The following is a 13987-nucleotide window of genomic DNA, read 5'->3' as shown; positions in this document are numbered from 1 at the left end:
CCGCCGCGAACCCGAGCGGCATGGAGTTCGGCATCTTCACGGTCGGGGACGTCACGCGGGATCCGGTCTCCGGCCGCACCGTCTCGGAGCACGAGCGCATCAAGAACACGGTGGAGACAGCCAAGCTCGCCGACGAGGTGGGGCTGGACGTCTTCGCCACCGGCCAGCACCACAACCCGCCGTTCATCCCCTCGGCGCCGACGACGACGCTCGCCTACATCGGCGCCCAGACGCAGCGGATCAAGCTCTCCACCTCCACGACCCTCATCACGACGACGGACCCGGTCCGCATCGCCGAGGACTACTCCACGCTCCAGCACCTCGTGGACGGCCGCATGGACCTCATGCTGGGCCGCGGCAACACGGGCCCGGTGTACCCCTGGTTCGGCAAGGACATCCGCCGCGGGGTCGAGCTCGCCCTGGAGAACTACGCCCTGCTGCGCCGGCTGTGGACGGAGGACGTCGTCGACTGGGAGGGGCAGTTCCGCACCCCGCTCCAGGGCTTCACGGCCACGCCGCGGCCGCTTGACGGCCGCCCGCCGTTCGTCTGGCACGGCTCCATCCGCACCCCGCAGATCGCCGAGCAGGCCGCGTACTACGGGGACGGCTTCTTCCACAACCACATCTTCTGGCCCGCGGAGCACACCCGGCAGATGGTGGAGTTCTACCGGAAGCGGTTCGAGCACTACGGCCACGGCAGCGCGAGCGAGGCGATCGTGGGCCTCGGCGGCCAGGTCTTCATGGCGGAGACCAAGCAGAAGGCTGTCAACGCCTTCCGCCCCTACTTCGACCGCGCGCCGGTGTACGGCGGGGGACCGAGTCTCGAGGACTTCTCCGCCCAGACCCCGCTCACCGTCGGAACGCCGGACGAGGTCATCGAGCGGACCCTCGGATTCCGGGACTACGTCGGGGACTACCAGCGCCAGCTGTTCCTCGTGGACCACGCGGGCCTTCCGCATGCTGAAGTCATGCGGCAGGTCGAGCTCCTCGGAACTAAAGTTGTGCCTGTCCTGCGCGAGGAGTTCGCCAAGGGCCGGCCGGCGAACGTCCCCGCCACGCCGGACCGGATGCAGATCCGTCAGACAAGCGGAGGAGAAGGTGAGGCGAATGGCAGCTGACTCGGCCACCCTGGTCACCGTCAACGGAGGGCTCAGCTCGGAGTCCTCCACCAAGAGGCTCGTGGACCAGATCTGCGGGGCGGCCCAGCGCCGCGCCTCCGAGCTCGGCGTGGACCTCGCGGTGAAGAGCATCGACCTGCGGGACTTCGCCCGCGAGCTCGGCGAGGGCCAGATCACGGGGTTCGCCGCGGACGGCCTCAAGGACGCCATCGAGTCCCTCTCGACGGCGGACGCGCTCGTCGTCGCGAGCCCCACCTACAAGGCGAGCTACTCGGGGCTGTTCAAGAGCTTCTGGGACCTCACGGTGGACAGCGCGATCGCCGGCGTGCCCACGCTCCTCGCCGCCACGGGCGGCTCCGTGCGCCACTCCCTCATGGTGGAGCTGCACCTGCGCCCCCTCTTCAGCTACCTCAAGGCGCTCGTGCTGCCCACCGCCGTCTTCGCCGCGAGCGAGGACTGGGGGGAGGCCGGCCTGGACCGCCGGGTGGAGGCGGCCGCCGCGGAGCTCGTGGGCCAGCTGACCCGCGGCCCCGGCTTCGGCCAGGCCGAGCAGAAGGCCGCCGAAGACGGCCGCGGCCGCAACTCCGTCCGCAGAACCGAGGCTGTCGACCCGTTCGCGGACGTCCCGAGCTTCGACGAGATGATGTCCTCGCTCAGGAAGGATCCCTGATATGTCTGTCCCCGCAGGCTCCGGCTCGCCGGGCCGCAAGGCGCCCTCCACGTCGGCAGGCGCCGCCACCAAGGCGCGCGTCTTCCGCTCCTACTTCGAGGGCTCGCAGATGCTCAAGGATGCGCTCGAGCGCTCCCTGAGGTCCGTCCACGACATCTCGCTCGCGGACTACAACATCATGCTCCTGCTCCGCGAGTCGCCCCAGCGGCTCTGCATGCGGGACCTCGCCGAGCGCCTCGTCTTCATCCCGAGCCGGCTCACGTACGCCATCCGCTCGCTCAGCACCCGCGGATTCGTGGAGCAGGTGCAGTCCGTCCAGGACAAGCGCATGCAGGAGGTGGTCCTCACGGACCTCGGCCGCGACGTCTTCGACCGCGCCCGGGCCACCCACCGCAAGGACGTGGACCGCCTGTTCTTCAGCCATATCCGGCCCCGCGAGCTCGAGGTGATCGAGCGGGTCTTCGGCCGGATCGCCTCCGTGTGAGCGGCTCGCCGTTCGGCAGCGGCGGCCGGGCGGCCGTCCTCCTCCTCGTCAACCCCTCCGCGGGCCGCGGGCGCTCCCTGCGCCTCGCGCCCGCCGTGGCCGAGGCGCTCACCGCTGTCGGCTGCTCCGTCACCACGCGCTTCACCACGGATCTCGACGACGCCCGGGCCGCCGCAGGCGCAGCCGCTCCCGAGGCGCTCGTCGCCGCCCTGGGCGGGGACGGCCTCCAGGCCCCCGTGGCCGAGGCGGTCTCCCGGGCGGGCGCCCGCTTCCTCCCGCTGCCCGGAGGCCGAGGCAACGACCTCTGCGCCCGACTGGGCCTGCCGCGCAGCCCCGTGGCCGCCGCCCGCAGCCTGCCGGACCTCGAGGAGCGGGCCATGGACCTCGGCCGCGTGACGTGCGCGGACGGTACGAGCGCGCCCTTCCTCTGCACCGCGAACATCGGGTTCGACTCCCATGCCAACGAGCGGGCCAACCGCTCCCCTCGGAATCTCGGCACGCTCACCTATCTCGCGGCCGGCGCGCAGACGCTCGTCTCCTACCGGGGAACGCGGTTCCGCGTGGAGCTCGGCTCGCCGGAGGGCGCGGCGGGGACGGTCCGCTGGCGGGAGCGCTGGAGCGAGCACGGGTGGTTCGTGACCGTCTCGGCGGCCGGAAGCTGCGGCGGCGGGCTCGTGCTGGGCCCGGACGCGAGGGCCGACGACGGCCTGCTCGACCTCGCCTTCCAGAGGGACGGCTCGCCCCTGCGCGTGGCGGAGACGTTCGTGCGCTCCATGACGGGGCTGGTCCGCGGCGCGAGCCGCCTCGAGTTCGCGCGCTCCGCCCGGGCCCGGGTCAGCGCGGACGAGCCGCTCGTGGTCTATGCGGACGGAGACGCCGTCGGCCCCCTGCCCGCCGAGTTCGAGGCGCGCGGAGGGACCGTGCGCACGCTCGCGCCGCGGCGCTCGCGGCTCTTCGGGGGCGCCTGACTCAGCTGCGGACGGGCAGGCGCACCTCGAACAGGGTGCGGCCCGGGGCGGACTCCACGCGCACCCCGCCCCCGTGCGCCCGCGCGATCGCCTGGACGATCGAGAGGCCGAGGCCCGTGGTGCCGTCCGAGCCGGAGCGGGCGGCGTCGGCGCGGGCGAACCGCTCGAAGACGCGGGACTGGAGCTCCGGGGCGATCCCCTGCCCGTTGTCCTCCACGGAGAGCAGGGCCCAGCGTCCGTCCCCGGAGAGGCGGGCGCCGGCGGTGATTCGCGTGCCCGCGTCGGTGTGCTTGCGGGCGTTCGAGAGCAGGTTCGTGAGGACCTGGTGGAGCTGGCGCTCGTCGCCGCGCACGCTGACGGGCTCGTCCCCGAGCTCGAGCCGCCACTCGTGGTCTGGGGCGGAGACGCGGAAGTCGTTGGCCGTCTCGAGGACGAGCCGGGTGAGGTCCACGTCCGCCATCGTCGGCGTCCGGCCCTCGTCCAGGCGGGCGAGCAGCAGGAGGTCCTCCACGAGCCCGCCCATGCGCTGGGACTGCGCCTGGAGGCGGCCGAGCGAGCGCAGCCCGTCCTCGGAGAAGTGCTCGGTGGCGCCGAGGAGGTCCGAGTAGCCGCGGATCGCCGCGAGCGGGTTGCGCAGCTCGTGGCTCGCGTCCGCCACGAAGCGCCGGACCTTGGTCTCGCTCGCCTGGCGGGCCTCGAGGGCCCCCTCCACCGAGTCGAGGAGCTGGTTGAGCGCGTGGCCCACCTCGCCCACCTCGGTGCCCGGCCGGGCGTCCCGGTCCGCGACGCGGGCGGCGAGCCGCACCTCGCCCGCCTCGAGCGGCAGGCGCGAGGCCTCCCCGGCCACGCCCGCGACCCGCTCCAGCGGCGCGAGCTCCCGGCGGATGACGAGCATGCCGACGAGGGCGGCGGCGCCCGCCGCGGTGGCGCCCACGCCGACGACGATGAGGGACAGGCTGTCCAGCGCGTCCTCCGCCGCCGAGAGGGGGAGACCCGTCACGAGCGTCTGCCCCGAGCCGAGGTCCACGGCCCGCACCCGGTACTCTCCGGCGGCGAGGCGGACGGTCTCCGGAGGGCGCCCCGCCTTGACTTCCTGGAGGACCTCCCGGTCCTCGGCGGTGAGGGAGGTCCGCTCGCCCGTCCTGCGGTCCAGGACGTGGGCCGAGCGGACGTCCGAGCCGTGGACGAGGGCGTTGAGGGCGCCGGGGCCCTGGCCGGGGGCGTCGAGGGGATCGGGCGGCGTCGTCGCGCGCGCCGCCGAGGCGGTCCCGCGGTAGTGCTCGGCGCGGGAGACCGCCTGCTGGAGCTGCTCGTCCGTCTGGCGGAGGAACGTGCGGCTCATGAGGGCGTGGGTGAAGAACCCCAGCGCCAGCGTCACCGCCGCGAGGAGGGCGGCGACGGCGAGCGTGAGCTTGGCCCGCAGGGTCAGGGGACGGCTCACGTGGCCGGCTTGAGCACGTACCCCGCGCCGCGCACGGTGTGGATCATGGACTCGCGCCCGGCGTCGATCTTCTTGCGGAGGTAGCTGATGTAGAGCTCCACGATGTTGACCTGCCCGCCGAAGTCGTAGTTCCAGACCGCGTCGAGGATCTGCGTCTTGGAGAGCACCCGGCGCGGGTTCTCCATGAGGTAGCGCAGGAGGTCGAACTCGGTGGCGGTGAGCTGGACGTCGTCGCCCCCGCGGGCCACCTCGCGGGAGTCGAGGTCCATGCGGAGGTCTCCCACGACCAGCTGGGCGTCGTCGGCCGCCGCCACGCCCGAGCGCTGGACGATCCGGTGGGCGCGGAGGACGACCTCCTCGAGGGAGAACGGCTTGGTCACGTAGTCGTCGCCGCCGGAGGCGAGGCCCTCGATGCGGTCCTCGAGGGCGTCCTTGGCGGTGAGGAAGAGGGCGGGCATGTCCGGCGCGAACGAGCGGATGCGCTGGAGCGCCTCGATCCCGGAGAGGCCGGGCATCATCCAGTCGAGCACGGCGATGTCCGGGCGGAGCTCGCGGGCCACGCGCACCGCCTCGTTCCCGTCGGCAGCCGTGTGGACCGTCCAGCCCTGCATCGAGAGGCCCATCGAGAGGAGCTCGGTGAGGTTGGGCTCGTCGTCCGCCACGAGGGCGCGGACCGGGGTGCCGTCCGGGTGCTCGAGACGGGGCAGCTGTGAAGGGGAGAACCGTGTGCTCATGACTCCTAGTGTTCCGAGGCCGTCCCGACGGGGCGCTGTGGGAAGACTGTGCTCCGCCTGTGAGACTACGCCCTCCTCGGCCAGGCGGCGTCATGTACCAGCCGGTAGACTTCCGGCTAGACGTGAGGAAGGAGGCCGCGATGCGTCCGAGGCGCGGCATGCCGAAGCCTGCTGACACCTGCACCGGGCCCCGCTGGATCGGGGCGGACGAAGTCATGCGGTCCCTGCCGCCCGAACGCGCGGTCGAATGCCTGCGCGCGGTCCTCGACTCGGGGTTCAACCCGGAGCGGGACGGCGAGCGCACCCGCCTCGAGACCGCCGGCGGCACCCTCCTGCAGATGCCCTCCACCCTCGAGGTGGCCGGCCGCGGCGTGTTCACGGGCGTCAAACTCCTCACGCTGACGCCCCGCAACGCCCAGGCGGGCCTGCCCGTCATCCAGGGCGTGTGCCAGCTCTTCGGCGGGGAGGACCAGCGTCCGCTCGCCCTCGTCGAGGGCGCCTCGCTCACCGCGGTCCGCACGCCCGCCGTCTCCCTGCTCGGAGCGCAGATGCTCCTCGACCCGTCCCGGGAGGGCCTGCCCCTGCGGGCGCTCGTCTTCGGCACGGGCGTCCAGGCGTGGGAGCACGCCCGCACCTTCGCGGCGGTCCTGCCGCTGGAGCGTCTCGACGTGGCCGGCCGCTCCTCGGCGAAGGCGGAGGCCCTCGCCGCGCGGATCACCTCCGAGCTCGGGGTGGAGTCCGCGGCGCTCTCCACGGAGGGGGAGGGGTGCCGCCCCGCCGTGGAGCACGCCGACCTCATCCTGACGTGCACGTCCTCGAGCGAGCCGGTCTTCTCCGGCGAGTGGGTGCCGGACACGGCCGTCGTGGTGGCCGTCGGCTCCCACGACCCGCATTCCCGCGAGCTCGACGACGCCCTCCTCTCCCGCGCCGAGGTTCTCGTGGAGTCCCGCACGACGGCGACGGCGGAGGCCGGCGAGATCGTCCAGGCCCTGGCCTCGGACGCCATCCTGAGCCAGTACTCGCTCGTGACGCTCGCGGAGATGACCCTCTTCGAACGGCGGGATTTCACCCGTCCGGGCGTCTTCAAGACCACGGGCATGCCGTGGCAGGACCTCGCGCTCGCGGTCGAGGCGTGGGCCTGCTCCGCGTCCGGGCGCGGGGCCGCGGGCGGCTCAAGCGCCGTTCAGGCCCCGGGCGCCGGCGGCGGAGGCCACGTGGCGCGGGCCCGGGAGTCCGGCGCCCAGGGGTCGGGGTCCGAGCAGCTGCTCGCGGCGGGCGTCCAGGATCAGGAGCGCTTGAGGTAGGCGTCCTCGAACTCGGCGGCGGACATCGAGGCGAGGGAGCGCTCGATGTCGTCGCACTCCGCCTCGGCCTCTTCGAAGGAGCCGGGGGCGAAGCGGTAGACGGCCTCGTCGTCGGACCGGCGGCGGATGACCACCTCGGCTTGGCGCGTGTCCGTGCCGTCCCCGCCGAAGAACATCTCGGCGGCGGACGCGATCCACTCGCCGGCCCGGCGCAGGAGGTGGCCCTCGGCGCTCTCGATCCTGGCGTCGTACACGGTGTTGGCGCGGGCGGTGTCCGTCATGGTGAGTCCTTCGTTCGTGCGGTGGTCCGCTGGCCTCGGCCCGTCAGCGCGGGCGCTCGTCCTTGTCCGTCCAGCCTAGAGGAGACCTCACTGTTCGGTGGAGTCCGGACGGGTGGCGGCGGCGGGGATGAGGGTCCCGCCCGACTCGCGGAGGTAGCAGGCGGCGCAGAGCGATTCGTAGGTGACGGACTCGCCGTCGATGGCCACCTGGTCTCCGTCGAAGATGAAGGACTCCCCGATGCGGCGGCCGTTGAAGACGGCCTTGCGGCCGCAGCGGCAGATCGTCTTGAGCTCTTCGAGGGTGTGGGCGATCTCCAGGAGGCGGCCTGCGCCGGGGAAGGCCCGGGTCTGGAAGTCGGTGCGGATGCCGTAGGCGAGGACGGGAACGTCGTCGAGCACGGCGATGCGGAGGAGGTCGTCCACCTGGGACGGGCTGAGGAACTGGGCCTCGTCCACGAGGAGGCAGGCGACCTCGGCCAGGGGGACTTCGGGGATGAGGGAGGCCTCGCCGCGGCTGGCGGTGTGGAAGAGGCTGCGGACGCTGTCCTCGGCGCCGATGAGCACGTCCACCGTGCGGGTGACGCCGAGGCGGGAGACGATCTCGTCCGCGCCCTTCGAGTCGATGCCGGGCTTGGCGAGGAAGACGCGCTGCCCGCGCTCCTCGTAGTTGAAGGCGGCCTGCAGCAGCGCGGTGGACTTTCCGGAGTTCATGGCGCCGTAGCGGAAATACAGTTTGGCCATGGTTCCCATCTTCTCAGCTGGGAGGAGGGCTGGGGGCCGTCCCCGGCCGCGCGTCAGAGGCGGACGCGGGCGCGGCGGTCCGTCATCCGGAGACGACTCGAGCCTCCGCGCTGTGCGGGACGAATGCGGCGCGCGGAGGCTCGAAGGCGATTACGAAACATCAGTGTAGCGTAATCGGCTGAGTCTGGGGAGGGGGCGTGGGAGAGGGCGGCGCCGGTCAGCGTCCGGCGAGCTCCGAGGCGACTCCCGTGTAGGCCTGGGGCGTCAGCTCGAGGAGCCGCTTCTCAGCCGCCTCGGAGAGGCCGAGTCCCTTGACGAACTCCTTCATGCGCTCGGCGTCCACGCGGTGCCCGCGGGTGAGCTCCTTGAGGCGCTCGTATGGGTTCTCCATGCCCTCGACGCCTGCGATGGCCTCCGCGCGCATGACCGTCTGGACGGCCTCGCCGAGCACCTCCCAGTTCGAGTCCAGGTCCTTGCGCAGGACCTCCTCGGCGACGTCGAGCTGCTTGAGCCCCTTGGCCACGTTGGAGAGCGCGAGCACCGAGTGGCCGAAGCCGATGCCGATGTTCCGCTGGGACGAGGAGTCCGTGAGGTCCCGTTGCCAGCGGCTCGTCACGAGCGTGGAAGCCAGGGAGTCGAGGACGGCGCACGAGAGCTCGAGGTTGGCCTCGGCGTTCTCGAACCGGATGGGGTTCACCTTGTGCGGCATCGTGGACGAGCCGGTGGCGCCCGCCACGGGGATCTGCTTGAAGTACCCGATGGAGATGTAGCTCCAGATGTCCGTGCAGAAGTTGTGCAGGATGCGGTTGAACCGGGCGATGTCCGCGTAGAGCTCCGCCTGCCAGTCATGGGACTCGATCTGCGTGGTCAGGGGGTTCCACGTGAGGCCGAGACCCTCCACGAACGTGCGGGAGATCTCCTGCCAGTTGACCGCCGGCGCGGCCGCGACGTGTGCGGCATAGGTGCCCGTGGCCCCGTTGATCTTGCCGAGGAACTCCTGGCGCTCCACCCGCGCCGTCTGACGGGAGAGGCGGTGGGCCGTCACCGCGAGCTCCTTGCCGAGCGTGGTGGGGGTGGCGGGCTGCCCGTGCGTGCGGGAGAGCATCGGCACCTCGGCGTTCTCCGCCGCCATCTGCTCGATCTGCTCCACGACGCCGCGTGCCGCCGGAAGCCAGACGTTGGCCACGGCGTCCCGGACGCCGAGGGCGTAGGAGAGGTTGTTGATGTCCTCCGAAGTGCAGGCGAAGTGGACGAGGGGCTTGAGCCGGCCGAGGCCGAGTCCGTCCAGCCGCTTGCCGATGTAGTACTCCACGGCCTTCACGTCATGGACCGTGACGGCCTCCGTCTCGGCGAGCTCCGCCACCGAGTCCTCGTTGAAGTCCGTCACGATGCGGCGCAGGCCGTCCTTCTGCTCGTCCGTCAGGGGCTCGAGGCCCGCGAGCGCTCCCTGCTCCGCGAGGTGGATGAACCACTCCACCTCAACGCGGATCCGGTCCCGGTTGAGCGCCGCCTCGGACAGGTAGTCCACGAGGGGGGCCGTCTGCGGACGGTAGCGGCCGTCCAGCGGGCCCAGGGCGATTCCGGAGGAGGCGAGGGACACGCGGCCGTCGCTCAGGACACTGTCAGCGGAGTTCTCAGGCATGCCTTCATTCTGTCACGCGGGCTTGCGCGTCCAGCGGCCCGATCGGGGCGATGTGGACAACTCTTTTCGGGCCCCGGGAAAGCCGTTCTGGAGAAAGTTGTCCACATAGGTGCGGCGGCCCGGCTCGCGGCCTGAGCGTCCCTCGCTACCTTCATGGGACCGGCCGAGGCGCGGCCGGGCCGGAGGTGCCAGAGGAGGGGTGCGCTCCGGCGGGAGCTGAGGGGGATGCATGCCTGAACTGCTGCGGGTGCTGGAGGCCGGGGAGGCGGGAGGCGCAGCCTTCTTCGGGGCTGCGGAGACGGCCGAGTGGAAGGAGGCGGCGCGCAGCGCTCGTCAGCGCTGCCATGCGCTGGACACGGGCGCGTGGCGCTCTCCGGCCGCACGCGAGCTGTTCCAACGGGTGCACGAGCAGGCGTGGGAGCTGCGAGGCCTCGAGCTGGACATCGAGGCGGTTGAGGGGGCGGCGCATGCGCTCGCGGTCGCGCAGATCCGTGAGGAGGCCGGGCGCGGCCGCTCGGGGGAGGGCGGCGCACCGTGGGCGGGGGTGTGGCCGTGACCTCGCAGCTGCTCGCGCCAGAGGCGGATGGTGTCGCGGGAGCGCGTGTGGCTCCTGGGTCGTCACTCCTGGACCTCTTCTCCGGGCCGACTCCGAAGGGGCCGCTCCCGCTGGACAGCGCCGCCGTCAGGTATGCGGGTCCCGGCGGCCTCGAGGTCAGGGGCGGCCCCTCCCAGATCTATGTGGTGTGGGAGGAGCTGTCTCGGGTGATCGAGGAGCTCAGGTCCATGGAGGAGGGGCTCGTGCAGACGGCCCGCCGGGCGGGCGAGCTCGGAGGCAGGGCCGCAGACGCGGCCTGGACGGGCGAGGCTCCGTTCCGCGAGAGCCTGGCTCTGTCCGAGGCGCTCCGCCGAGTCTCCGTGAGGGCCGGCGCCTGGGTCCGAGAGTCAGAATCCCTCCGAGCTGCGACGGCCGCGGCCTGGGAGGCCTACGAGGCGGCGGAGGCGTCCGTGGTCAGGGGGCTCGGGCGGGGCTTCTGGGGCGGGCCGCCGGGGGAGTTCGGGCGGGATGAAACGGAGCGCGCCTTCGAGCTGCTCGTCGGCGCTCCCGGTCTGCTGCCCCTCCTCACGGGGCAGCGCTGGTTCCGGGAGCGTCAGCGTCCTGTCGCTGTGCTCGACGACGGTGTCCCTGCCCCGGACCCGCGGGCCCCCGGGACGGGCACGGCCCGGTACCTGGCGGACGGCATCGCTCTGTCCAAGCAGCACGCGGAGCGCTTTGAGGCGAGAGGGCGGAGCGCTGTGCTCGTCGAGAGCATCGTCGGCTCTGACGGCGAGCGCGTGCTCGTCGCCTACTTGCCCGGCTCCGCGGACCTCTCGGACTTCGCCTCGAACAACCCCAACGGGGTCCTCGGTCTCGGGGACGCCCTGCTCGGAGGGTCGTCCGCGATCGCCTCGGGTGTGCTCGGCGCCCTCGACAGGGCGGGCATGCGTCCGGGGGATCGAGTGCTGCTCGCGGGCCACAGCCAGGGCGGCATGCACGCCTCAAATCTCGCCTCGAGCGAGCGGTTCCGGGAGCGGGTCCGCGTCGCCGGGCTGTTCACGGTCGGGTCTCCTGCAGGAACGGCTCGGCCTCTTCCCGGGGTGGCGGCTCTCCACGTGGAGCATCGGGGCGATCCCGTGCCCGGCTTGGAAGGGGCCCGCAACCCGATCGGGCCCGGCCGTGTGACCGTGACGCTCCCGGCGGTGCCCGCGGAGGGCGGTAGCGAGCGCGGCGGCGGACCAGCCAGCCGGGGCCGGGGAGGGCTGGAGGACCACCACCTGTCCGCCTACCAGCGGAGCGCGGAGAGGGTTGACGCGGAGGAGGGGAGCCGTGGGCTCCTCCAGGTGAGGGGCGAGCTGCAGGGGCTTCTCCGCACTGACGACCCAGGTACGCGGAGAACCCTCACGGTCTTCGAGATCGGTCAAGACCGGGCGGCGGCTCCTCCCCACGCCGCCTGGGAGTGGGCCGGTCCCGCGGGCCACCCGGAGTGGTCAGGACCCGGCACCCGAACCCGCGAGGAACACCGTTCGGGTGGCTAGGCTGGTGGCATGACTCACAATTCCGATTCCCCGTCAGCAGAGGCGGTTCGGCCGCGCTCGGCCATCGGCCGTCTTCCCGTGTACCGGGCGGGCAAGGCCCCGAGCGCGGTCGAAGGGCTCACGAGCTACAAGCTCTCCTCGAACGAGAACCCGCTTCCGCCCATCCCCGCGGTCCAGAAGGTCATCGCCGAGGAGGCCGCCTACAACCGCTACCCGGATCCGGCCACCGTCCAGCTGCGCACGGCCATTGCCGAGACGTTCGGCATCGACCCCCTCGACGTGGTCCCCGGCCAGGGCTCCCTCGGAGCTCTCAACCAGGTGCTCTCGACGTTCGCCGGGCAAGAGCAGGGCCAGGAACCGGATGAGGTCATCTTCGCCTGGCGCTCGTTCGAGGCCTATCCGATCAGCGTGACCGTGGCCGGAGCCACCCCGGTGCCGATCGCCAACAAGCCGGACGGATCCCATGACTTCGACGCCATGGCGGAGGCCGTCACGGACCGCACCCGCGTCATCCTGCTCTGCACCCCCAACAACCCCACGGGCCCGGGGATGACCCACGACGAGGTCGAGGCCTTCCTCGCCCGCGTGCCCAAGGACGTGGTCGTGGTCCTCGACGAGGCCTACATCGAGTTCGTCCGCCTCGAGGGGGCCGTGGATGGAATCCGGCTCTACCACGAGCACCCGAACGTCGTCGTCCTCCGCACGTTCTCCAAGGCGCACGGGCTCGCAGGCCTGCGCGTCGGCTACTCCCTTCAGGGCCCGGCGCTGCGGGACTACGTCCGGTCTGCAGCCGTCACGTTCTCCGTGACGCGGATGGCGGAGGCGGCGGCCGCGGCCTCGCTGGAGCACCTCGGCGAGGTGGAGGAGCGTGTGGAGCGGCTCGTGCAGGAGCGCAATCGCGTGGTCGCCGGGCTCAAGGAGATCGGCTGGTGGGTCCCCGAGACGCACGGCAACTTCGTCTGGCTGGACTTCTCCGAAGGGGAGGAGGACGCCCAGGAGTTCGCGGACGCCGCGGACAAGGTGGCCCTCTCGGTCCGCGCATTCATGGGTGAGGGCGTCCGCGTGAGCATCGGAGAGGAGGAGGCGAACACCCGGTTCCTCGAGCTCTGCCGGACGTATCCCAAGCGTCCGCGAAATTCATAGGCGCGGCCTCTTCCCTCGTCCGGGACGGCCCGTTAGTGTTGTATCTCACATAGAGGACGTAGTTACGTCGAGGGGAATATATAAACCCTCGAATATACGATCCGGGGTCCCTGTGCGACACAATGTGAGGGGCCCACGGCTGTGGCCGTCGAGACACCCATCGCCGGCCATCCCGAGATGAGGAGAAGCAATGACGAGTGCCCCTGTGCGCAGCGGCAGTCCCGTTGACGCGGCCGCACGCGCGGCGAGTGCCGAAGACGCCAGCCCGGCGTCCGATGCGGGCCGGGCGGAGACGGAGACGCCGGAGATGCTGCAGTTCCTCGACCCCGACGGGCGGCTGACCGTTCCCGAGGGCTATGAGAAGGACGCCGAGGCGCTCACGCCCGAGCTGCTCGTGCGCCTGTACCGGGACATGGTCATGACGCGCCGGTTCGACGCGGAGGGGACGAGCCTGCAGCGCCAGGGCCACCTCGCGCTCTGGGTGCCGAGCAACGGCCAGGAGGGCGCGCAGGTGGGCCTCGCCCACGCCATGGGGCCCAAGGACTTCGCGTTCCCCACCTACCGCGAGCACGGCGTCGCGTTCGTGCGCGGCGTGGACGTCTCCCACCTCTTCGACACGTTCCGCGGGGCCTCCCACTCGGGCATGGACCCGTACGAGCACAACTTCAACCACTACACAGTGGTCCTCGCCGCCCAGATGCTCCACGCGGTCGGCTACGCCATGGGCATCACGTGGGACGCCGAGCGCGAGGGGCGGAGCGAGCCGGGCGAGGCCGCCGTCGCCTTCTTCGGGGACGGCGCGAGCTCCGAGGGAGACGCGCACGAGGCGATGGTCTTCGCCGCCTCGTTCAACGCGCCCGTCCTGTTCTTCAACCAGAACAACCAGTACGCCATCTCCGTCCCGCTCGCCGTGCAGAGCCGTCACCCCATCGCAGAGCGCGCCAAGGGGTACGGGTTCCCGGGCAAGCGCGTGGACGGCAATGACGTCATCGCCAGCTACATCGTCTCCAAGCGGGGGCTGGAGGACGCGCGCTCCGGCAAGGGGCCGTCCCTCATCGAGGCCTACACCTACCGGATGTCCCCGCACACCACGGCGGACGATCCCACCAAGTACCGCCTCAAGGACGAGGAAGAGGAGTGGAGGGCCAAGTGCCCCATCCACCGCCTCGAGAAATACCTGCTCAGCGAGGGCATCCTCGACGAGGAGCGGGTGGAGCAGATCTCGGACGAGGCCAACGACCTCGCCCGGCACGTCCGCTCCTACGTCCTCAACGCGGAGGACCCGGACATCGAGGCCTCCTTCGACAGCGTCTACGGGGAGGAGCACCCCCTCGTGGAGGAGGAGCGCGCCGCCCATCGCGAGTACATCGCCGGATTCGAGGACTGAC

General features: G+C 71.7%; 14 protein-coding genes. 9 read left to right on the top strand and 5 right to left on the bottom strand.

Annotation, left to right across the window (positions count from 1 at the left end; all coding sequences use genetic code 11):
- The first annotated feature begins 20 nt into the window (after positions 1-20).
- From H9I38_RS10075 to H9I38_RS11015, 4 genes are read left to right on the top strand one after another with little or no spacing between them, the layout of a single operon-like run.
- Positions 21-1118: a CE1758 family FMN-dependent luciferase-like monooxygenase gene (locus H9I38_RS10075; protein ID WP_226338713.1), complete on the top strand. Its 1098-nt coding sequence runs from the start codon at positions 21-23 to the stop codon at positions 1116-1118.
- Positions 1108-1788, top strand: coding sequence for a CE1759 family FMN reductase (locus tag H9I38_RS10070; protein WP_226338693.1), 681 nt, complete (start codon positions 1108-1110; stop codon positions 1786-1788). The genes H9I38_RS10075 and H9I38_RS10070 overlap by 11 nt, the downstream gene beginning before the upstream one ends.
- Position 1789: 1 nt before the next feature.
- Complete coding sequence (locus H9I38_RS10065) at positions 1790-2272, top strand: MarR family winged helix-turn-helix transcriptional regulator (RefSeq protein WP_226338692.1); 483 nt, start codon at positions 1790-1792, stop codon at positions 2270-2272.
- Positions 2269-3240: a diacylglycerol/lipid kinase family protein gene (locus H9I38_RS11015; protein WP_226338691.1), complete on the top strand. Its 972-nt coding sequence runs from the start codon at positions 2269-2271 to the stop codon at positions 3238-3240. The genes H9I38_RS10065 and H9I38_RS11015 overlap by 4 nt, the downstream gene beginning before the upstream one ends.
- 1 nt (position 3241) lies before the next feature.
- Here H9I38_RS11015 and H9I38_RS10055 read toward each other — a convergent pair whose 3' ends face one another.
- Entirely contained in the window at positions 3242-4681 is a 1440-nt protein-coding gene (locus H9I38_RS10055) for a sensor histidine kinase (RefSeq protein ID WP_226338690.1), read from the bottom strand.
- Complete coding sequence (locus H9I38_RS10050) at positions 4678-5415, bottom strand: response regulator transcription factor (RefSeq protein WP_226338689.1); 738 nt, start codon at positions 5413-5415, stop codon at positions 4678-4680. Before H9I38_RS10050 ends, H9I38_RS10055 begins: the two co-directional genes overlap by 4 nt.
- 158 nt (positions 5416-5573) lie before the next feature.
- On the opposite strand from H9I38_RS10050, the gene H9I38_RS10045 reads away from it, so the two are divergent.
- Positions 5574-6719, top strand: a complete 1146-nt coding sequence (locus H9I38_RS10045; protein ID WP_226338688.1) for an ornithine cyclodeaminase family protein — start codon at positions 5574-5576, stop codon at positions 6717-6719.
- Here the strand turns inward: H9I38_RS10045 and H9I38_RS10040 are convergent.
- From H9I38_RS10040 to purB, 3 genes are all read right to left on the bottom strand, one after another.
- Entirely contained in the window at positions 6701-7000 is a 300-nt protein-coding gene (locus H9I38_RS10040) for a hypothetical protein (RefSeq protein ID WP_226338687.1), read from the bottom strand. The genes H9I38_RS10045 and H9I38_RS10040 overlap by 19 nt on opposite strands.
- 87 nt (positions 7001-7087) lie before the next feature.
- On the bottom strand, positions 7088-7741 hold the full coding sequence (locus H9I38_RS10035; RefSeq protein ID WP_226338686.1) for a thymidine kinase: 654 nt from the start codon (positions 7739-7741) through the stop codon (positions 7088-7090).
- 217 nt (positions 7742-7958) lie between these two features.
- Complete coding sequence (purB, locus tag H9I38_RS10030; protein WP_226338685.1) at positions 7959-9383, bottom strand: adenylosuccinate lyase; 1425 nt, start codon at positions 9381-9383, stop codon at positions 7959-7961.
- Between the two features lie 229 nt (positions 9384-9612).
- Here purB and H9I38_RS10025 point away from each other — a divergent pair, with 229 nt between their 5' ends.
- The 4 genes from H9I38_RS10025 to H9I38_RS10010 all read left to right on the top strand — a co-directional run bounded on the left by H9I38_RS10025 (position 9613) and on the right by H9I38_RS10010 (position 13986).
- Complete coding sequence (locus H9I38_RS10025) at positions 9613-9939, top strand: hypothetical protein (protein ID WP_226338684.1); 327 nt, start codon at positions 9613-9615, stop codon at positions 9937-9939.
- Positions 9940-9986: 47 nt separating this feature from the next.
- Complete coding sequence (locus H9I38_RS10020; protein ID WP_226338683.1) at positions 9987-11456, top strand: hypothetical protein; 1470 nt, start codon at positions 9987-9989, stop codon at positions 11454-11456.
- A gap of 9 nt (positions 11457-11465) precedes the next feature.
- The gene (locus H9I38_RS10015; protein WP_226338682.1) at positions 11466-12599 is read left to right on the top strand and encodes a histidinol-phosphate transaminase; all 1134 of its coding nucleotides are present in this window, start codon (positions 11466-11468) and stop codon (positions 12597-12599) included.
- Positions 12600-12789: 190 nt separating this feature from the next.
- A complete protein-coding gene (locus H9I38_RS10010) occupies positions 12790-13986 on the top strand; it encodes a thiamine pyrophosphate-dependent dehydrogenase E1 component subunit alpha (RefSeq protein WP_226338681.1) in 1197 nt (398 codons plus the stop codon).
- Position 13987: the final 1 nt, after the last annotated feature.

This window comes from Arthrobacter sp. UM1 (assembly GCF_020483305.1).
Classification (GTDB): Bacteria; Actinomycetota; Actinomycetes; order Actinomycetales; family Micrococcaceae; genus Falsarthrobacter.
The sequence above is the reverse complement of the archived record's forward strand: the minus strand, read 5'-3'. Positions and strand labels throughout refer to the sequence as shown.